This window comes from Aquabacterium sp., assembly GCF_036279655.1.
GTDB lineage: Bacteria > Pseudomonadota > Gammaproteobacteria > Burkholderiales > Burkholderiaceae_C > Aquabacterium.
The window spans coordinates 1-19,791 of sequence record NZ_DASUIT010000150.1 but is presented as its reverse complement, the minus strand read 5'-3'; the positions used below and the strand labels follow the sequence as shown (position 1 = coordinate 19,791).

The 19,791-nt window shown below is 66.7% G+C and carries 23 protein-coding genes; 10 read left to right on the top strand and 13 right to left on the bottom strand.

Annotated features, from left to right (window positions below; genetic code table 11):
• From VFW84_RS15925 to VFW84_RS15885, 9 genes are all read left to right on the top strand, one after another.
• Positions 1 to 597: cytochrome D1 domain-containing protein (locus VFW84_RS15925; RefSeq protein ID WP_329681446.1), on the top strand; the 597-nt coding region annotated here is incomplete at its 5' end.
• Positions 598 to 613: 16 nt separating this feature from the next.
• On the top strand, positions 614 to 928 hold the full coding sequence (locus tag VFW84_RS15920; protein WP_329681445.1) for a c-type cytochrome: 315 nt from the start codon (positions 614 to 616) through the stop codon (positions 926 to 928).
• Positions 929 to 943: 15 nt separating this feature from the next.
• Positions 944 to 1,306, top strand: coding sequence for a c-type cytochrome (locus VFW84_RS15915; protein WP_414639021.1), 363 nt, complete (start codon positions 944 to 946; stop codon positions 1,304 to 1,306).
• Between the two features lie 26 nt (positions 1,307 to 1,332).
• A complete protein-coding gene (locus tag VFW84_RS15910; protein WP_414639023.1) occupies positions 1,333 to 2,526 on the top strand; it encodes a cytochrome D1 domain-containing protein in 1,194 nt (397 codons plus the stop codon).
• A 1-nt stretch (position 2,527) separates the two neighbouring features.
• Complete coding sequence (locus tag VFW84_RS15905; protein ID WP_329681444.1) at positions 2,528 to 3,583, top strand: Lrp/AsnC family transcriptional regulator; 1,056 nt, start codon at positions 2,528 to 2,530, stop codon at positions 3,581 to 3,583.
• Positions 3,574 to 4,077: an Lrp/AsnC family transcriptional regulator gene (locus VFW84_RS15900; protein WP_329681443.1), complete on the top strand. Its 504-nt coding sequence runs from the start codon at positions 3,574 to 3,576 to the stop codon at positions 4,075 to 4,077. The genes VFW84_RS15905 and VFW84_RS15900 overlap by 10 nt, the downstream gene beginning before the upstream one ends.
• Positions 4,064 to 4,549, top strand: coding sequence for an AsnC family transcriptional regulator (locus VFW84_RS15895; RefSeq protein ID WP_329681442.1), 486 nt, complete (start codon positions 4,064 to 4,066; stop codon positions 4,547 to 4,549). Before VFW84_RS15900 ends, VFW84_RS15895 begins: the two co-directional genes overlap by 14 nt.
• A 25-nt stretch (positions 4,550 to 4,574) precedes the next feature.
• Positions 4,575 to 5,783, top strand: a complete 1,209-nt coding sequence (gene nirJ / locus VFW84_RS15890) for a heme d1 biosynthesis radical SAM protein NirJ (RefSeq protein WP_329681441.1) — start codon at positions 4,575 to 4,577, stop codon at positions 5,781 to 5,783.
• A 9-nt stretch (positions 5,784 to 5,792) separates the two neighbouring features.
• Positions 5,793 to 7,388 carry a cytochrome D1 domain-containing protein gene (locus tag VFW84_RS15885; RefSeq protein WP_414639020.1) on the top strand — a complete coding sequence of 532 codons (1,596 nt, stop codon included), beginning with the start codon at positions 5,793 to 5,795 and terminating at the stop codon, positions 7,386 to 7,388.
• Positions 7,389 to 7,404: 16 nt separating this feature from the next.
• Here VFW84_RS15885 and VFW84_RS15880 read toward each other — a convergent pair whose 3' ends face one another.
• Positions 7,405 to 7,839, bottom strand: coding sequence for a putative zinc-binding protein (locus VFW84_RS15880; RefSeq protein WP_329681440.1), 435 nt, complete (start codon positions 7,837 to 7,839; stop codon positions 7,405 to 7,407).
• Positions 7,840 to 7,985: 146 nt separating this feature from the next.
• Between VFW84_RS15880 and VFW84_RS15875 the strand changes: the two genes are divergently transcribed.
• A complete protein-coding gene (locus VFW84_RS15875) occupies positions 7,986 to 8,399 on the top strand; it encodes a ribonucleotide reductase subunit alpha (protein WP_329681439.1) in 414 nt (137 codons plus the stop codon).
• 2 nt (positions 8,400 to 8,401) lie between these two features.
• On the opposite strand, the gene VFW84_RS15870 is transcribed toward VFW84_RS15875, so the two are convergent.
• The 12 genes from VFW84_RS15870 to VFW84_RS15815 all read right to left on the bottom strand — a co-directional run.
• Positions 8,402 to 9,583: an NnrS family protein gene (locus VFW84_RS15870; RefSeq protein WP_329681438.1), complete on the bottom strand. Its 1,182-nt coding sequence runs from the start codon at positions 9,581 to 9,583 to the stop codon at positions 8,402 to 8,404.
• Entirely contained in the window at positions 9,580 to 10,035 is a 456-nt protein-coding gene (gene ubiT / locus VFW84_RS15865; RefSeq protein ID WP_329681437.1) for a ubiquinone anaerobic biosynthesis accessory factor UbiT, read from the bottom strand. The genes VFW84_RS15870 and ubiT overlap by 4 nt, the downstream gene beginning before the upstream one ends.
• Positions 10,032 to 10,928: a ubiquinone anaerobic biosynthesis protein UbiV gene (ubiV, locus tag VFW84_RS15860; protein ID WP_329681436.1), complete on the bottom strand. Its 897-nt coding sequence runs from the start codon at positions 10,926 to 10,928 to the stop codon at positions 10,032 to 10,034. Before ubiV ends, ubiT begins: the two co-directional genes overlap by 4 nt.
• Before the next feature lie 11 nt (positions 10,929 to 10,939).
• On the bottom strand, positions 10,940 to 11,956 hold the full coding sequence (gene ubiU, locus VFW84_RS15855; RefSeq protein ID WP_414639022.1) for a ubiquinone anaerobic biosynthesis protein UbiU: 1,017 nt from the start codon (positions 11,954 to 11,956) through the stop codon (positions 10,940 to 10,942).
• A gap of 81 nt (positions 11,957 to 12,037) precedes the next feature.
• Complete coding sequence (locus VFW84_RS15850) at positions 12,038 to 12,736, bottom strand: Crp/Fnr family transcriptional regulator (RefSeq protein ID WP_329681434.1); 699 nt, start codon at positions 12,734 to 12,736, stop codon at positions 12,038 to 12,040.
• A gap of 148 nt (positions 12,737 to 12,884) precedes the next feature.
• Complete coding sequence (locus VFW84_RS15845; RefSeq protein ID WP_329681433.1) at positions 12,885 to 14,762, bottom strand: nitric oxide reductase activation protein NorD; 1,878 nt, start codon at positions 14,760 to 14,762, stop codon at positions 12,885 to 12,887.
• 32 nt (positions 14,763 to 14,794) lie between these two features.
• Positions 14,795 to 15,817, bottom strand: a complete 1,023-nt coding sequence (locus VFW84_RS15840) for a 4Fe-4S binding protein (protein WP_329681432.1) — start codon at positions 15,815 to 15,817, stop codon at positions 14,795 to 14,797.
• Entirely contained in the window at positions 15,795 to 16,604 is an 810-nt protein-coding gene (locus VFW84_RS15835) for a CbbQ/NirQ/NorQ/GpvN family protein (RefSeq protein ID WP_414639019.1), read from the bottom strand. The genes VFW84_RS15840 and VFW84_RS15835 overlap by 23 nt, the downstream gene beginning before the upstream one ends.
• Before the next feature lie 15 nt (positions 16,605 to 16,619).
• Positions 16,620 to 18,050 carry a cbb3-type cytochrome c oxidase subunit I gene (locus tag VFW84_RS15830; RefSeq protein ID WP_329681431.1) on the bottom strand — a complete coding sequence of 477 codons (1,431 nt, stop codon included), beginning with the start codon at positions 18,048 to 18,050 and terminating at the stop codon, positions 16,620 to 16,622.
• An 18-nt stretch (positions 18,051 to 18,068) separates the two neighbouring features.
• Complete coding sequence (locus VFW84_RS15825) at positions 18,069 to 18,506, bottom strand: cytochrome c (RefSeq protein ID WP_329681430.1); 438 nt, start codon at positions 18,504 to 18,506, stop codon at positions 18,069 to 18,071.
• A gap of 115 nt (positions 18,507 to 18,621) precedes the next feature.
• Entirely contained in the window at positions 18,622 to 19,341 is a 720-nt protein-coding gene (locus VFW84_RS15820; protein WP_329681429.1) for a response regulator, read from the bottom strand.
• On the bottom strand, positions 19,342 to 19,791 hold a 450-nt coding region (locus VFW84_RS15815), incomplete at its 5' end, for a sensor histidine kinase (RefSeq protein ID WP_329681428.1).

Below are 19,791 nucleotides of genomic sequence, written 5' to 3'. Positions count from 1 at the left end.
AAGATTGCCGCGGTGGACATGAAGGAAGGCAAGCTCGCGGCGCTGATCGATGTGGGCAAGATCCCCCACCCGGGTCGGGGTGCCAACTTCGTGCACCCCCAATACGGCCCGGTGTGGTCCACGGGTCACCTGGGTGACGAGAGCATTTCGCTGATCGGCACCGACCCCAAGGGACACAAGGGCCAGGCCTTCAAGGTGGTGGAAACCATCAAGAGTCAGGGCGGCGGATCGCTCTTCATCAAGAGCCATCCCAAGTCGAACCACCTGTATGTGGACAACCCGCTGAACCCGGATCCGGCGATCTCGCGCTCGGTGGCGGTGTACGACATCCAGAACCTGGCCAAGGGCTACACGGTGCTGCCGATCGCGCAATGGGCCGGCATCAGCGACGGCGGAGCCCAACGCGTGGTGCAGCCCGAATACAACCGCGCCGGCGACGAGGTCTGGTTCGCCGTCTGGTCGGCCAAGGACAAGCAGTCCGCGCTGGTCGTTGTCGACGACAAGACCCTCCAGCTCAAGGCCGTGATCAAGGACCCGCGCCTGATCACCCCGACCGGCCACTTCAACGTGCACAACACCCAGCACGACGTCTATTGACCCACAGGAGATCACCATGCGTATCGACGCGATTGCATTGAGCGCCCTGCTCGCCTTCGGGCTGGCGGGCACCGCCCAGGCCAGCACTGAAGAAGCCATGACCAAGGCGGGCTGCATGGCCTGCCACGCCAAGGACAAGAAGGTGCTGGGGCCGGCCTTCAAGGACATTGCAGCCAAGTACAAGGGGCAGGACGTCAGTGCCAAGCTGATGGACAAGGTCCGCAAGGGCGGCGCTGGCGTGTGGGGGCCCATCCCCATGTCACCCATCGCCGCCGACAAGATCAGCGATGCCGATCTGAAGGCGGCCATCACCCTCATCCTCAAGTCCTGAGGACGGGAGCCGCGCATGCCCTGGCCACACTCCCTCCGCCGCGCCGCCCTGGCGCTGGCGCTGGCCCACATGGCCATGGGCAGTGATGCCGAGACCGCCGAGAGGGTCACCCCCTCGGTTTCTCGGCAGCAGGCCCTGGTGCACATCGTGCGCCAGGACTGCGGCTCCTGCCATGGCATGCGCCTCACCGGCGGGCTGGGCCCGCCACTCACTGCCACAGCGCTGAGCGAACGCCCTCTGCTGGCGGTGGTGTCCACCATCCTCCACGGACGCCCGGGCACCCCCATGCCCGGCTGGCACCCCCTGCTCAGCGAAGAAGACGCGCAGTGGATCGCACGGCAACTGCAAGCCGGCTTTCCTGAGGAGTCCACCCCTTGATCCCCCTCTCCACATCCTGGCGCGCCCTGCGCCATGGCGGCACCACGCTGCTGTGCACCTTGGCCTTGCTGCTGAGCGCCTGTGCGCATGCCCCCACCGAATCGCGTGCTGTCCCGACTGGCACGGGCGATCTGGGTGTGGTGGTCGAGCGGGCCAGCGGCTCGCTGTCGGTCGTCAACACCAGCGAGCGCCGACTGCTGGGGCGCATCGAGGGGCTGGGAGATCTCTCTCACGCTTCCGTGGTGTTCTCGCGCGACGGCGCCCTGGCCTATGTCTTTGGCCGCGACGGCGCCCTCACCCGCGTCAATCTGCTGAGCCGCCGCATCGAGGCCCGCGTCGCCCAGGCTGGCAACAGCATCGGCGGAGCCATCTCGCAGGACGGCACCCTGGTGGCCGCCCAGAACTACGAACCCGGTGGCATCAAGGTTTTCGATGCCCGCACCCTGGCCCTGCTGGCCGACATCCCGGCCGAACACGCGCCGGGCCAGCGCTCGCGCGTGGTCGGTCTGGCCGATCTGCCCGGGCATCGCTTCATCTTTTCCCTCTTCGACGCCGATCAGATCTGGATCGCCGATGTCAGCCAGCCAGGCACCCCGCGCATCACCCGCTTCGAGCAGATCGGCCATCAGCCCTACGATGCCCTGCTGACCCCCAACGGCCGCTACTACATCGCCGGTCTGTTCGGAGAAGATGGCCTGGCCCTGATCGACCTGTGGGCACCACAGCCCCGCTCCCGCAAGATCCTGCAAGGCTATGGCCGTGGCCAGCAGCCCCTGCCCGTCTACAAGATGCCCCATCTGCGCGGCTGGGCCGTGGCCGGTCGACAGGCCTGGCTGCCGGCCATCGGTCGCCACGAGGTGCTGGTGGTCGACACGGAGACCTGGACCGAGGTGGGCCGCGTCCCCGTGGCTGGGCAACCTGTGTTCGTCATGGCGCGTCCCGACGGGCGCCAGGTGTGGGTCAACTTCGCCGTGCCCGACTACCACCGGGTTCAGGTCATCGACACCCCGAGCCAGCAGATCGTGCGCACGATCGAGCCCGGCAAGGCCGTGCTGCACATGGAGTTCACGCCCCGGGGCGAGGCCGGGTGGATCTCATCGCGCGATGACAACCGGGTCTCCGTGATCGACACCGGCAGTCTGCAGACCCTCGACACCCTGAGCGTGCCGGCGCCCAGCGGCATCTTCTTCACCAGCCGCGCCATGCGCATGGGGTTCTGACATGCACCTGAACGACGCCACCGATCGCCCGGCCCTGCAGCAGGCCCTGCTCAACGACTGGCAGCGGGACTTCCCCCTGCGTGTTCAGCCCTTTGATGAACTGGCACGGACCTTGAAGGTCAGCCCCGAGGAGGTGATCGACACCTACCGGCAGCTGCAGCAGGAAGGCGCCATCAGCCGCATTGGCGGCATCTGGAGCGCTGGCGCGGGGGGTGCCGCCATGCTGTGCGCCCTGGCCGTGCCCCCCGATCAACTCTCGCACGTGGCCCTGCAGGTCAACCACACCCCCGGGGTCAACCACAACTACGAGCGCGAGCACCGCTTCAACCTCTGGTTCGTGATCACGGGTCAGGACCGGGCCACCGTGCACCACCATGTCGATGACATCGAGCGCCGCAGCGGCCTGAGCGCCCTGCGCCTGCCCATGCGTCGCGCCTACCGCATCGATCTGGGCTTTGATCTGTCCAGACCCGCGTCATCACCCGCGCATGAGGCCCGCCCCGCGCCACGCCATGTCGTGCCCGTGGCACCGCAGGACGCGCACCTGGCCTCCCTCATCGAAGAAGGTCTGCCCCTGGCCCACCGTCCTTACGACGTCTGGGCCCAGGCCCTGGACATGAGCACCGGCGCCGTGCTGGGCACGCTGCAGCGCTGGCTGCTGCAACACACCCTGAGGCGCTTCGGCGTGGTCGTGCGCCACCACAACGTGGGCTTTGCGGCCAACGCCATGACGGTCTTCGATGTACCGGACGACCAGGTGGACGACCTGGGCCGGCGCCTGGCGGGCCAGAGCGGCATCACGCTGTGCTACCGGCGTGAACGGGCTCCCGGCTGGCCCTACAACCTGTACTGCATGGTCCACGGACGCGACCGCCACAGCGCCACGCAGATGATCCAGGATGCCATCGATGCCGCCGGCCTGCGCGCCTGGCCGCACGAGGTGCTCTTCAGCGTCAGGCGCTTCAAGCAGACCGGCGGGCGCTACTTCAGCCCACCGCGATCGACACACGCCCCGCTCCCTCACTCATCGCCACAGGAGGCTCCCGCATGGACCTGATCGACGCCCGACTGATCGACCGCCTGCATGGCGGCATGCCCTTGTCCGAGCGCCCCTATGCCGAGGTCGCGGCCGAGCTGGGCCTGAGCGAATCGGAGGTGCTGGCCCGCCTGCACCTGCTGCTGGCCGACGGCACCCTGACCCGCTTCGGGCCGCTGTTCCAGATCGAGCGCGCGGGCGGACAGTTCGTGCTGGCTGCCATGGGCGTGCCCGAGGCTGATTTCGACCGCGTGGCCGCCCAGGTGAACGCCCTGCCCGAGATCGCCCACAACTACCGCCGCGACCACGCCCTGAACATGTGGTTCGTGGTGGCGGCCGAATCACCCGATCTGGCTCGCCAGGTGTGCACCCGCATTGAGGCAGACACCGGACTGAAGGTCTACGCCTTCCCCAAGGAGCGGGAGTTCTTTGTGGAGCTCCGGCTCAGCGCGCTGGACGCCCTGCGCACCGCCCATGACGCGCCAGCCCAGGAGGTGTCCCATGCCGCTCACTGAGTTCGACCGCCGGCTGATCGCCGCCACCCAATCCGGCCTGCCCCTGCTGCCGCGCCCCTATGCCGCCCTGGCGGACCAGTTGGGCGTGAGCGAGGCGGCCGTGCGAGATCGCCTGGCCCGCATGCTCGACGAGGGGCTGATCCGGCGCATTGGCGCCATCCCCAACCACTACCGCCTGGGCTACACCGCCAACGGCATGACGGTGTGGGATGTGGATGACGCTCGGGTCGATGCCCTGGGCGAACAGGTGGGCGCGCTGAGCGCGGTCTCGCACTGCTATCGCCGACCGCGCGCGCGCCCGGCCTGGCCCTACAACCTGTTTGCCATGGTGCACGGTCGCAGCCGCGACGAGGTCGAAGCCCTCGCCCGTCAGATCCGTGATCTGCTGGGCGATGCCTGCCAGGGCAGCGACATCCTCTACAGCACGGCCATCCTCAAGAAGACCGGCCTGCGCCTGAACGCTGCGCCCTGATGCGCATGAAGGAAGGACATCCACCATGTTCCGCGTCTCCCAATACCTGCACGAGCTCATCGAGGCCGAACGCACGGGCCGCTACCCGCTGCCCCGGCGCCAGGGTCCGCCGCGTGGACCGGTGGTCATCTGGAACCTCACCCGACGCTGCAACCTGACCTGCAAACACTGCTATGCGCTGTCGGCCGACCATGCCTACCCCGGCGAGCTGAGCACGCAGGAGGTGTTCACGGTGATGGCCGATCTGCGCGGCCACGGCGTGCCCGCTCTGATCCTCTCAGGGGGCGAGCCCCTGCTGCGGCCGGACCTGTTCGAGATCGCGCAGCACGCCAAAGCCCTGGGCTTTTACGTGGCCCTGTCGACCAATGGCACCCTGATCGATCAGGCCATGGCCGACCGCATCGCCAACATGGGTTTTGACTACGTGGGCATCAGCATCGACGGCTTGCGCGAGACACATGACCGCTTCCGCCGCCTGGAGGGTGCCTTCGATGCCTCGATGCAGGCCCTGCGCCTGCTGCGCCAGCGCGATGTGAAGCTGGGGTTGCGCTACACCCTCACCGCCCTCAATGCCCATGACCTGCCTCACCTGCTGATGCTCATGCAGGACGAAGGCATCGACAAGTTCTACTTCTCGCACCTGAACTACGCGGGCCGGGGCAACATCCACCGCGCCAAGGATGCGCACTTTGAAGCCACACGCCACGCCCTCGACCTGCTGTTCGAGACCGCCTGGGAGGCCGCACGGCATGGCAGCACGGCCGAGTTCGTGACCGGCAACAACGACGCCGATGCCGCCTACCTGCTGCACTGGCTGCACGGTCGCCTGCCCCAATGGGAGCGCGCCCTGAGCGAGCGCCTGCGCGCCTGGGGTGGCAATGCCTCGGGCCTGCACATCGCCAACATCGACAACCTGGGTGATGTCCACCCCGACACCATGTGGTGGCATCACCGCCTGGGCAATGTGCGGGAGCGCCCCTTCTCCGAGATCTGGGAGGACCTGAGCGATCCGCTGATGGCCGGCCTCAAGCAGCAACCCCGTGCGGTGCAGGGGCGTTGCGCCGGCTGCGCCCACCTGGGCCTCTGCGGCGGCAACACCCGGGTGCGGGCCCAGCAGGTCACCGGCAACCCCTGGGCCGAAGACCCGGGCTGCTACCTGAGCGACGAGGAGATCGGCCTGAGCGCACCGCAGCCACGCGTGATGCTCACCCCCTTTGCCCATGAACCCCATTGAGAGGCCCGCATGTTCGATCTGATCTGGCGTGTCGCCCTGACCGTGGGCCTGATGTTCATGGGCTACGACCTCAGCCGCGCCCAAAGTGCGTCCCCGCCCCCGCAGGAGCTGTTTGCCCGGCACTGCGCAGCCTGCCATGGCGTGCAACGCCAGGGCCAGATGGGCCCGGCCCTGCTGCCCGAAAGCCTGGAGCGACTGCGCCGGGGCGATGCCCGTGATGTCATCCTCAAGGGGCGTACCGCCACCCAGATGCCGGCCTTTGGCGAGCAACTGTCCCCCACCGAGGTGGACTCACTGGTGCAATGGATCTACACCCCGTCCAGCCCGCGCCCCACCTGGAGCGAGTCCGACATCCGCGCCTCACGCACCGAACTGGTCGACGTTCGCAAGCTACCCTCTCGCCCCCAATGGAAGGCCGACCCGCTCAACCTCTTCGTCGTCGTGGAAGGTGGGGACCACCACGTCTCGATCGTCGATGGCGACCGCTTCGATGTCATCCACCGTTTTGCCTCGCGCTTTGCCCTGCACGGTGGGCCGAAGTTCTCGCCCGACGGACGCTTTGTGTACTTTGGCTCCCGCGATGGCTGGATCACCAAATACGATCTCTACAACCTGCGCGTGGTGGCGGAAGTGCGTGCCGGCCTGAACATGCGCAATGTGGCCGTCTCCGGAGACGGCCGCTGGGTGCTGGCGGGCAACTACCTGCCCCACACCGTCGCCCTGTTCGACAGCGATCTCCAACTGGTGCGCACCCTCACCGCCGGGCTGCTTGATGGGCGTGCCACCTCGCGGGTGTCGGCGGTCTACGATGCCGCCCCGCGCCAGAGCTTCATCGTCGCGCTCAAGGACATCCCCGAGCTGTGGGAAATCTCGTACAACCCCCGGGCCGAGCCCATCCATGACGGCTATGTGCACGACTTCCGCATGGGCGAAGCCATCGCCAGCCCGGGCTTCCTGGGGGTGCGCCGCACGCCGCTGTCCGAGCCCCTGGACGACTTCTTTTTTGACCCACCCTACCGCCATGTGATCGGCGCCACCCGCCCCCGCACGAGCCAGGAGGGCGAGTCCGCACCCACCGCCCAGGTGATCAACCTCGATGCCCGCCAGCGCATCGCCACCTTGCCCCTGCCAGGCATGCCGCACCTGGGATCGGGCATCACCTTCAGCCACCAGGGGCGTTCCGTGCTGGCCACACCCAATCTGCAGCAAGGCCTGATCAGCGTCATCGACCTCCAGAACTGGCGGCTGATCAAGCAGATCCCCACGCCGGGCCCAGGCTTTTTCATGCGCAGCCACGAGCACAGCCCGTACGCCTGGACCGACGCCATGATGTCGCCTCAGGCCCGGAACATCCTGAGCGTGATCGACAAGAACACCCTGGAGGTGGTGGCCCAGCTCAAGGCGCCCGAAGGGCAGACCCTGGCGCACATCGAGTTCACCCGTGATGGCCGCTACGCCCTGGCCAGCCTGTGGGAAAAGGACGGCGCCCTCATCGTCTACGACGCCCGCAGCCTCAAGGAGGTCAAGCGCCTGCCCATGAGCAAACCCGTGGGCAAGTACAACGTGTGGAACAAGATCAGCCGCTCGGAAGGCACCTCGCATTGAGCGCCATGGGCATCCCTCACACCTGCGCGGGCACCACGACGCTGGCGTTCAGGCGCTCCGCATATCGCTCATTGAGCACCTGCACACGCAAGGTCAGATCCGAGAGCAGCTCCTGCGCCTGCTCTGGGCTGAAATCCCCATGCTGAACCTTGCGCACGCCATGGGCGGCCAGTTGAAGATGCACGGTCGGTTTGACCTCGTGCAGGGCCAGCGAACTGCTCACGCAACTCAAGGGGCAGCCGTCAATGGCCAGGATGGGCCGATGACGCCGGACCGACTCCCGGAGCTTGTGCACCAGCGGCCGCACCTGACCGCCCACGCCCGCGATGCAGGACATTTCGGCATGCCCCTCCCGGTCCAGTCGGACGGCCAGATGGTTGGCCAGTTGCGCCGCGCTGGAGCAGCCCGAGCAGGCATACACCAGGGTCAGTTGATCGTTGGCTTGGGTCATGGCGGGCACCTCGAAACGACAGGAGTGTCGCGAAAGTACCGCCCTGCGCCCTTCATTGCCTTGCCATGGATCAAGTCCGCACACGGCGCCCGATCGATGGCGACTGCCCTACACTCCCCTCCAGCCCTTTTCCCGAGTCCTGCACCATGAACATCACCACCTTTGACGAACTGCTCCAGGCCGCTCGCTCGCAACCCGATGCCCAGCGCCTGCTGATGGTGTTCGTGGGCGCCAGCATCCCGGAAGACGCCACCCCTGAACAGCGCGCCCGTTTCGAGGCCGGTGAAGGCGGCGAGATCACGCCCCTGATGGGTGTGGACAAGACCCCGGACGAGATCAGCAGCTTTGCCGAGCTGTACGCTGAATCACGCCAGATGGGCCCCGAATGGTCACTGGTCTTCGTGGCCGGTCTGGCGGGCCAGGGTGGTCGCGCGCCGACCAGCGAAGAAGCCGACGGCCCTCTGCAAGGCATGGTCCAGGCCATCAAGGATGGCATGTTCGATCGTTTCATCCCCTTCAACACCGAAGGCCAGGCGGTCTTTTTGGAGAACGGCGCCTGAACTCAGGCCCGGCCCCACCAGCGGGCATGGCGCCAGGCCCAGGCGCCCACCACCCCCAGCCACAGGCTGGCCGCCGCCACCCACAAAGACTGCTGCATCGTTGGCAGCAAGGCCGCCGCCACCCTCAGCCCGGTGGCCAGTTGCATGGCCCAGAACAGGCCCCAGGTGATCTGATCCGCCGCGATGGAGCGCCCCGCGTGCGTGCTGCTCACACGCGACACCATGGCCAGCCACACGCTGCCCATGAACCCCATGGTCAAGGCGTGCACCGATGCCAGGCTGCCCGAGGGCAGCATCAGGGCCAGCCCCAGCCAGAGCACCCCGACATTGAGCATGGCCAGCATGCGCAAGCGCATGTTCTGCACCTCGCTCCAGTGCCAGGCCATGCCCAACACGACCACCCCCGCCAGACTGGACAGCCAGGACTGAGTCATCGTGAGCACGGGGCCACCGTCCATCCCCACCGCCCGCGTGGCGGCATGCCCCCCCTGGATCAGGCACACACCCAGCAGGGCCAGCACGACACCACGGTCTCCCAGCCAGCGCAGGCGCACCAGCGAAAACACCGGCATCATGCGATCGGCTGCGATCACGAACACCGGCATCAGAAAGCCCCACAAGCCCCACCCCAACGCCGCGCGTACCCAGGTCGGTTCGCACTGCCAGAGCCCGGCGGCCACGAGCGCCCAGGCCAAGGTGCCCGAGGCGCAGGCCCAGGTGATCAACCGCACATGGAAGCGGTCGCGCTCCTCGCTGGAGCGCAGCAGTTGCGCCAGGCGCCAGGTGATCCAGCCCCAGCTCAGCGCCCCGGCCATTACCGCCAGCGCCGCGATGTCTGTGCGGACATGCGCGCCCCACAGAAAGAGTGCCCAGGACAGCACCAGGGTGGACACGGGCCACAGCAGCATCCGGGCGGGCACCGCCGGCACATGCAGCCATCGGGGTCCCGCCGTGAACAGAAAGCCCGCGAAGAACAGCGGCAGAAAGCCAAAGCCCATCACCACGGCATGGATCAGGGATGCCGGCCACGTCAAAGGCGCCAAACCGGGCTCCCACAAACACCACGCCCACCACAGCGAGGCCATGCACAGCACCGCCGCACCGCCCAGAAAACCCAGTCGGTGCGGCGAGCGCAACACGGCCGCCCAGCGCCAGGCTCCAGCCGGACGCCGGGAGGCGCTCATCGTCGGTCGGCCCGGCGTCGCCAGAGCTCGATCGGGCCCACGGCATCGAGCGTGTTCTTGAGGAAGAGACCGAACTCCGTGTCCCCCTCCATCACCAGCGCCCGCTCGAAGAACAGGGTGTCGGGGTCGTCCTGTCCCTGCAGCAAACGCCAGTAGGTGGCGGCGGCGGCACGCAGACGCACGCTCGGCGCCTGGGATCCCCTGGCGGCATGCAGGCCCGAGCGATCGGCCACCAGCCGACACGACAGGCCCAGGTCATCGACATGCAGCTCGACCACCCGCCCCGCCAGGCCACGGCGAGCCGATTCGTCCAGCAGCGGCCACCACAGCCGGTTGAGCGCCAGCGCCAACAGGGCGGACGGCGGCCGCACGGGTAGACGCGACACCACGGCGCGCACACGCTCGGGCACCGGGGGCAGCGTGAAAGTCATGGAAGGACGACTCGGATTCATGGCGAGACCCAGGACATGCCCGGGCGCTGGAGCCCGGCGTAACCGTTGGACAAGGGCCCCGGCAAAGCCAGGGCCGCCAGTTCGGCCAAGCCATCATCGACAGCATGGCCTTGATTCATGACCGCATCAAAGGTCTGGAGGACCTGATCGAAGCCCCTTGAGCAGGGCGACAAACGCAGACGGCGCACACCGGCATCGCGCAGGGCCTGACGATGCCCCAGCAGACACTGCACCGACCCGGACTGGGTCTGGATGCCATTGAAAGCCAGGAACTTCTGCCCCTCGCGGGTGCGCAAGTCCAGTCCATCGGGATCGTCGGCGCAGCGGAACTCGCAGGCATCCTTTTGCAGGCGGTGATGCCGCGCCGTGAAACAGCGGGCCGACAAGGCCAGGGGCATGCGACCAAAGGCAAAGACCTCGCTGGCCACGCTGCTGTCGGGAGGGTTGGTGCGAGCCACCGCCTCCAGGCTCAGCTCGACCGGCGCCACCCAGCGCGTTGCCCCCAGGGCGGCATACTCGGCCAGCGCCGGGGCACTGTAGACATTGACATGCAGGCCGATCACCCAGGGGCCACGGCCCGCCGCCAGCCGCACCGCGGCCGTGTCGTTGGCCTCCAGCATGAACTCCCCGTTCTCGGCACTGCGGCGCAGGGCCCGCAGCTCGGCTTCGGTCTCGATCAGGGCCAGGGTGCCCAGCACCACCTCCTTGCCCGCCTGACGCAACTCGCGCCCCAGGGCCAGCCAGTCATCGGCCTTCATGTCGTGCCGGCGCGAGCACACCACCTCACCCAGGCAGACCGTCGATGCGGGTGAATCGGCCACCTGGGCGTAAAAGGCCATCAGGTCCTGGCGCGGCCAGTGGTACTGCACCGGCCCCACACTGAGCGAAAACATGTCGGAATCCTTCACTGCCAGGGACGGCTCAGCGCCCCCAGGGTATGTTGTTGTCCCTCGGCCAGGCGGCCCAGGGCGGCGGTCCAGTCGGGCTGCACGCTGTAGCGCTCCGATGCGGCCGCACACTGGTCGATGGCCTGGCGCCACACCCGCGTCACCTGCTGCACATAGGCAGTGCTGCGCTGGCGCCCTTCGATCTTGATGGCCGACACCCCGGCTTGCATCAGATCGGGCAAGAGCGCCAGCGTGTTCAGGCTGGTGGGCTCCTCGATGGCGTAGTCGACCACGCCATCGACCTCGAAGCGCCCCTTGCACAGCGTCGGGTAGCCACGCGATTCATGCGCTTCATATCGGTCGATCAGGATCCCGCCCAGACGGGCATCGACCGCCCCACCCTGGCGATCTTCCCAACGCACCGCGGACGGCGGTGAGCACACCCCGGCATTGTTGGGCGACTGGCCCGTGCAGTAGGACGACAAGGCACAGCGCCCCTCCACCATCACACACAGGCTGCCAAAACCGAAGACCTCGATCTCCACCGAGGTGTGGCGGATCAGGTGGGCCACCTGCGACATCGTCAGCACCCGCGGCAGCACGGCACGCTGGATGCCATAGCGCTCACGGTAGAACTCGATGGCCTCGTAATTGGTGGCCGAGGCCTGCACGGACAGGTGCAGGCGCAGATCAGGGTGGGTGCGCCGGGCGTAGGCCATCACGGCCGGATCGGCCAGGATCAGGGCATCGGCACCGATGCTGGCTGCCATGTCCACCGCATCGAACCAGCGCTGCACCTGATCGGCCTGCGCGTAGGTGTTCAGCGCCATCAGCACCTTGCGCCCTCGGGCATGGGCATAGCGCACGCCATCGCGTGCCTGGGTCGCATCGAAGTTCAGGCCCGCAAAGTTGCGCGCATTGGTCGCATCCTTCAAACCCATGTACACCGCATCGGCACCGGCATCGATGGCCAGCTCCAGCGCCCGCAAGGAACCTGCTGGGCAGACCAGCTCCGGTTTGCGCAAGGACGTCATCTTCATCACTCTTTCAAGCAGTCCGGGCGCCACTGTAGGGGGCGCGGACCGACATGGGATTGAGCCCGGTCAAGGCCGGGCTCAGGGCATCGAATAGCGCGCCAGCCCGCACACATCCATGATCTGAATGTCGCGCTTGTCAACAAAGATCAGGCCGGCATCCTCCAGCTCACGCAGCACCCGCGAGAAGTACTCGGGGGTCAGGGACAGCAAGGAGGCAATCGTGGCCTTGCTGACGGGCAGCGACACGGTCTTGACCTGTGGCGCGGCGTCCTCGCTGATCACCTGATCCCGCAAGAGATAACCGATCACACGCTGCATGCCCGAGTGCAGGGCCGCCGACTCCACGTCACGCACCAGCCCATGCAGGCGCCGCGAGATGCCTGCCAGCATGCGCAGGGCAAAGCGCGGGTCCAGCGCGATCTCGCTGAGCACCGCCTGCTTCTTGACCGTGAGCACCTTGGCATCGGTCAGCGCCTGCGCGTTGACGATGTAAGGCTTGCCGGTGAACATCAGCGCCTCGGCAAAAGAGTGCCCCGGTGCGATGAGCTCGATCACCTTTTCCTGCCCAGCAGGCGACAAGGCATAGAGCTTGACCTGGCCGCTCACGACGACGTGGAACTCCTCGCAGGGCTGCCCGACCCGAAAGACCTCCTCGCCCCGGGCATAGCTGTGCAACTGGGTGCCTGCAGCCAGGCGCTCCATCTCCAGCGGACACATCTCCTGAAACAGGGGCAACACCGACAGATAGGCCGGTATGTCCAGATGTCTTGATCCCATGGTCTTCTCCTCAACGCTCGGTTCATTCAGACTGAGGCCGATTGTGGGAATCACGGACACGCCAAAAATTGATGCTGCGCAAATCGGACCAGTCGACCTATGGCAGATCGGGGGGAGCATCGTCCGTTAGAACTAGGGCCACGGCGCGTCAGGACGACAGCGTGGCCACCACCTGCGTCAGGCGACGCACCAGATCCTGCGGGCGATGGACCAGGGCATAGCCCTGCGTACCAAACAGGTAAGGCAGATAGTCGGCCGCCTTCTCGTCGATGGTGATGCAAAAGGGGTGCAGGCCCGCTGCACGTGCGGCCTGCACGGCGTGGCGCGTGTCCTCCAGGCCGAAACGCCCCTCGTAGTGGTCCAGGTCATTGGGTTTGCCGTCGGTGAGCAAGAGCAGCAGGCGCTGCTTCTCGGTGCGTTGGCCCAGTTGACGCGTCGCGTAGCGCAGAGCCGCACCCATGCGGGTGTAGTAGCCCGGCTTGATGGCCCCCACCCTGTCTCGGGCGGCGGCACCCCAGGCTTCGTCAAAGCGCTTGAGGGCGTGCACACGCACATGCTCCCGCCGCACGGAGCTGAAGCCCAGGATCTCGAAGGGATCGCCCAGGCCATCCATGGCCTGACCGAACACATACAGGGCATCACGGATCACATCGATCACCCGGGCGTCGTGCGTGGCCCAGGCATCGGTGGACAAGGACAGGTCGGCCAGCAGCAAGGTGGCCAGGCTGCGTTCGCTGCGCTGCGTCCGGGCATAGACACGCGGCTCGACGGGCTGCCCCAACAGCGCCACACCGCCCTGCGCAACCTGCTCGGCGCGGTGACGCACCCAGGCATCCATGTCCAGACGCTCGCCACTGGTGTGTCCACCCTGCCAGCGCGGCATGGCTCGCAAGGATTCCAGGCGACGGCGCATGCGCTGGGCCGTGGCCCGCAGCGGGGCACTCACCCCCCAGGGCGCTGCCACCCGGGGCAACAGCACCTGGACCGCACAATGATCGGGCAGCAGGCATCGGCGCCGATGGTCCCATTCGGGCAAGCGGATGCCCTCGGCCAGCACCGTGTCGTCCACCGATGCGCTGGGCAGGTCCAGATCGAAACGCACCCTGGAGGCCAGGGTCTGCCCACCCGGCGCCACCGACAGGGTGTCCATGTCATTGGCAGCCTGTGCAGCATGCGCGTCGGGGTCGTCGTCCGTCTGACGATTGACCCGCACGAACTCGGTCCACGACAGGATGGACTCGGCCCGAAAGAACATCATCAGACCGTGGCGCTCATGTGAATCGGTGGTCTGGCGGGCTCGGCGGCGGCGCTCGTCTCTGGGCTGGTGGACATCGCTGCCCTCGGCCTCCCGTCCCTGTTCCCCACGCTCGGCCGCCAGGGCGGCCTGCCCGGCCAACAAGTCCACCCACAGGTACACCGGCTGAACTTCCTCGGGCTGCACAGGAGGTACCCAGGCAGGCCAGGCGGGCACGGCAAAGCCTTGTGCCGTTGCGGCAGGATCGCTCCAGGGCAGGGTGTGCCTGAGCGCCTGCTGCACCGCCTGCTCGGCGGCGGCAGCGCGGCCCTTGAGTCGGGCAATGGGGGGGCGCTGGCGCAGATGCGCTTCGACCAGGCGACGATAGCGCGCACGCCATCCAGGATACTGCTGCAACAGGGTCGCCGTGGCCTGGAGATTGGCCGAGACCCAGTCTCCGGGCCCCACCCCATCGTGCTGCAAGCGCCAGGCCCCCTGCCCCGCCAGCCACAGGTAGAGATCCCGATTCAGGGGCGCCTGATCAAAGACCGACAACTCGGGTGGCAAGGCCAGGGTCTCGGCATCCAGCACCGGCAAGGCGGCCCGATCGCCGCCCCCTGCCAGTCGCTGCATCCAGCGTCGGGGCCCCTGATGCTGCTGCTCGGTGGCCGCGGCCAGACGCCAGTGAGGCTGTCCCCCCATAGCCCGAAAGATCACGCCCAGTTGCGCCGACAGATCCTGGAGCCGCACCACGGCCTCGGGCCGAGGCGGCTCGGCCATCCGGGTGACCATGCGATGCCACCATTGACCCACCCACTCTTCCATCAGCGTGGCCCTCCCTGGGCGTCCTGGCGCGCTTCCTCGCGTTTCTGACGCATGGTTTCACGCACGGCATCCACACCGACCACCCAGGTCAGCACCGGCGTGCGCTGCTGCGCGCCCTGCGAGGTCTCACAGTGGCTCAGACACTGCCCGCACTGCACACAGGAAAACATCATCCGCTTGATGTTGCGGGGGTGCAGGCGCATGGGGCAGCCGTTGTCGCAGGCCGAACCCTGGGGCAGATCGCAGGTGCGGCAGTCGCGCGCTCGATCCCTTTGAAACGCCACGACCATGCCCTTGGGATTGGCCATCCACACCAGACTCTGGAACAAACCCACGGCACAGCCAAAACGACAAAAGAGGTGCCGCGCCAGCACGAATTCGGCCGTGAAGACCGCCGTGCCGATCCACAGAAAGCGGGCCTCGCCCGGGGTCAAGGCGCCCTGCAGCAGATGAGACCACACCCGTGCGGGCGGCAGCAGATAACTCAGCAAGGTGATGGCCCAGGTGAAACCCAGCACCACGCTCAGCCCGATGAAGACCGGCCACCAGCTGCGCTGGGGCTGCACGACGCGCCCCTGTGCATCCCGGCGGCGGGTGGGATGGCCATCCCACAGGCTGTACTTGCCGATGGCCCGGTGCAAGGCGTTGTTGAGCATCTCGACGGCCGAGAAGTGCGGGCAAAGCCAACCGCAGTACAGGCGCCCATAACGCCAGGCCACGACCAGAAAGACCGTGACCACACTCACCAGCGGCAGCAGCCCCCGCACCAGCAAGGACAGACCCGCCTCGGTCGGTGTGATCTGCCCCTGCATCAGGGCATCGATGCCCAGCGACCAGCGCATGCCCAGCACCCACAGTTGGGCCTCGGTCACATCAAAGCGCAACACGTCGAGCGCCGGGGCCAGCAGAAACAGCACAAAAAAGCCGATCTGAAAGCGTCGACGCCGCACCTGCAGTCGACGTGCCGACGCGTCATCGACCGCCTGAGCCCAGGCGGCTTCAGGTCTCGCCGAAGAGGGCACTCACCACCTCCATCAAGGCCACGCCGGTGTCCTCGTCATCGCTCAGGGCGTCGACGATGGCCGCGCGGCAGGCCTCCAGCGCCGGCAGTCCCGCGGCCATCAGCCGGGCCGCCATGACCAGCAGGCGCGTGCTGGCGGTCTCTTCCAGGTCATGATCGGTCAGGCGCCGCAAGGCCTGGGCCAGTCGCACCAGCCGGGCCGCCGTGGCGGCATCCACGCCGGATTCGGCCTGCACGATGCCCTGCTCCACGGTCTCGCTGGGGTAGTTGAAGGTCAAGGCCACGAAGCGCTGGCGCGTGCTGGGCTTGAGGCTCTTGAGCAGGTTCTGGTAGCCCGGGTTGTAGGAGATCACCAGCATGAAGTCGGACGGAGCGGTCAGCATCTCGCCGGTGCGCTCGATGGGCAGCACCCGCCGGTCATCGGCCAGGGGGTGCAGCACCACGGTGGTGTCCTTGCGGGCCTCGACCACCTCGTCAAGGTAGCAAATGGCACCTTCACGCACGGCCCGCGCCAGCGGGCCATCCATCCACACCGTGTTGCCATCGCCGATCAGGTGGCGCCCCACCAGATCCGCCGCACTGAGATCATCGTGACAAGACACAGTGATCAGCGGGCGGCCCAGGCGGGCGGCCATGTGCTCGACGAAGCGCGTCTTGCCGCAGCCCGTGGGGCCCTTGATGAGCAGGGGCAACTGACGTCGCCAGGCCTGCTCGAACAACTCGCACTCACGGCCCTGTGCGGCGTAATACGGCACCGGGTTCAGGTGCCGGGCGCTCATCAGTTCCATGGGGCATCCTCCTGATCAGCGACGGCTGGACAGCACGCGGTTGCCTGCGCCACCCGCGGCCGTGGCCACCGGCACCGGACCACCGATGAAGAAGCTCAGCAGATAGGTCACCAGGCCCACCAGGAAGGTCACCCCGCCCCAGACGCGGATCCAGTAGAAGAAGGAGAGCTGGTCCTGCGTGGCCATGAAGGGCGTCGGGTTGGCGGCCATGCGCTGCAGCCAGACCTGGATGATGCCCGCGCCGGTCAGGGCCAACACCATCACGGCCATGCCGATGGTCATGATCCAGAAGGACCACATCTCCACGCTTTGTGCCTTGGCACTGTTGGCCTCGCGACCGCGCAGCATGGGCATGGCATAGCTGATCATCGTGATCACCACCAGCACATAGGCGCCATAGAACGCCAGGTGTCCGTGCGCCGCCGTGACCTGCGAGCCGTGGGTGTAGTAGTTCACGGCCGACAGGGTATGGATGAAGCCCCACAGACCGGCGCCCAGGAAGCCCATCACGGCCGTGCCCACCGCCCAGAGCACAGCGGCCTGGTTGGGATGTTCGCGGCGGCGACGCTGCACCATGTTGAAGGCAAACACCGTCATCATGAAGAAGGGGATGGGCTCCATGGCGGAGAACACGCTGCCGATCCACTGCCAGTAGCCGGGCAGACCGATGAAGTAGAAGTGGTGACCCGTGCCCAGGATGCCGGTCATCAGCGCAAAGGCGATGATCACGTAGAGCCACTTGTCGATGACCTCGCGGTCCACCCCGGTCGTCTTGATCAGCACGAAAGCCAGCAAGGCACCCAGGATCAGCTCCCACACCCCTTCGACCCACAGGTGAACCACAAACCACCAGTACATCTTGTCGCGCACCAGGTTGTCGGGGTTGACGAAACTGAACAGGAACATCAGCGCCAGGCCCCACAGACCCAGGTGCAGCACCAGCGAGATGCTGGTCTTGCGGCCCTTGAGCAGGGTCATCGTGATGTTGAACAGAAAGCCCAGGGCCACGATGACGATGCCGACCTTGGTGGGCAGGGGTTGCTCCAGGAACTCCCGGCCCATGGTGGCCAGCAGTTCATTGCCGGTCAGCTCCGCCAGCTTGGCGTAGGGCAAGGCCAGATAACCGACGATGGTCAGGGCCCCGGCCACCAGGAAGATCCAGAACAGGGCCCAGGCCAGCTTGGGGCTGTAGAGCTCGGTTTCGGCCTCTTCAGGCACGAGGTAGTAGGCCGACCCCATGAAGCCGAAGAGCAGCCACACGATCAGCAGGTTGGTGTGGACCATGCGGGCCACGTTGAAAGGGATGGCAGGAAAGAGGAAATCCCCCACCACATACTGGATGCCCATCAGCAGACCGAAGACGATCTGGCCGACGAACAGCAGCAGCGCAGCCATGAAGTAAGGCTTGGCCACCGACTGGGATGAGTACTTGAGCGTCTGGTTCATGATCTTGTTCCTTGGCACTCAGCCTTCGATGTTGGGAGGCCACTTCTGGGTGTCGATCTCGCCGGTCCACTTGAGGAACTCGACCATGTCGTCCAGTTCCTTGTCGCTCAAGTTGAACTGCGGCATCTGGCGGCGACCGGGCGCCCCCGTGGGCTGTCCCTTGATCCAGGCCTTGATGAACTCCGGGCCACGGCGCTGGTAGACATTGCCCAGCTCAGGCGCGAAGTAGGCCCCTTCGCCCAGCAGGGTGTGACATCCAATGCAGTTGCGCGTCTCCCAGATGCGTTTGCCATTGGCCACCGCCTCGGTGATGTTGTGCGCGTTCGAACTCTTGGGAATCTTGCGTTCGGTATCGAACACGATGGCCGCAAACAGCAACACGAAAAACACCGTGCCGCCGTAGAAAATGTTGCGGGCCATCTGTTTGGTGAAGCCACCTTGGCTGCCCTTGGACATACAGTTCTCCTTCTTTTCAGGGACACTGTCAGCCTAGGGGTTTGTGCTCGGTGCTTCCTTGAAGAACTTCAAGGACGGGTGGCCGGGCACCCGGTCTCGTGACCAGAAAAATGGATCAAGAACCGCGAGACGTGGCGAACACCGCTGCCTGCACGCGCGAGCTCAGGTTGAGCTTGCGCAGGATGTGCTGCACATGGATCTTCACCGTGGTTTCAGCGATGCCCAGCGAACGGGCAATTTCCTTGTTGCTGGCGCCGCGCGCGATCTCGCGCAGGATGTCGCGCTCACGCGGCGACAGGCGCGCCAGGGCCTCATCGCTCTGGCTGGGCGCGGGCTCGGGCGGCGCTTCGGGCAGGGGCGGGGGCGCACCAGGCAGCTCGTCACCCGTCGCAGGCGCCACCGCGTGCCGATAGGCCGCAATGAGCTTGCTGGTCATCTCGGGAGACACCACGGATTCCCCCGTCAGCACGCGCATGATGGCTTCGGCCAGCGCATCGCCTTCGATGGTCTTGAGCAGATAACCTGCCGCGCCACGCGCCAGGGCCTGCGCCAGATCGTCCGCATCCTCGCTGACCGTGAGCATCACAATGCGCGCCCCCGGCGCCGCAGCGCGCAGTTGGGGCAGTGCGGCCACGCCGTGCACCCCGGGCAGGTGGTTGTCCAGCAAGATCACATCGGGCTGATGGGTCTGCGCACCGCGCAGCGCCTCACCGGCATCGCCTGCTTCGGCCACCACCGACAGGCGAGCATCGCGCGTCAGCAAGGCGATCAGGCCACGGCGAAACAAAGTGTGGTCGTCCACGACCAGGATGCGAACGGGTGATGAGCTGCTCATTCAGTGTGCTGCCAGAAAAGGTGAGGAGTGCTGCGCCGTGTGCTCGGGCAGGCGCAATTGCATCACAGTGCCCTGCGGGCCCGATTGCAGGTCCACCTGGGCACCAATGCGCTGCGCACGCTCCTGCATGATGCGCAGGCCCACATGGGTGTCATCGGGCGGCCCAGCCGCCACATCGAAGCCACGGCCGTCGTCACGTACCCGCACCCACCAATGTGGCTGGGTCTGCACCTCCACCCAGACCTGGCTGGCCTGCGCGTGCTTGCGCACATTGGACAGCGCCTCCTGCACGATGTGCAGAACCTGGATCTGCACATCCGCCGGCAAGGGCAGGCCCTGGCCCTGGATACTCAGGTGCGTGCGCAAACTGGTCTGCAACTCGAACTTGGAGAGGGTCTCCCGCAAGGCGGGTTCGATGTCTTCGGTCTGGGTGCGCACCCGGAAATGCAG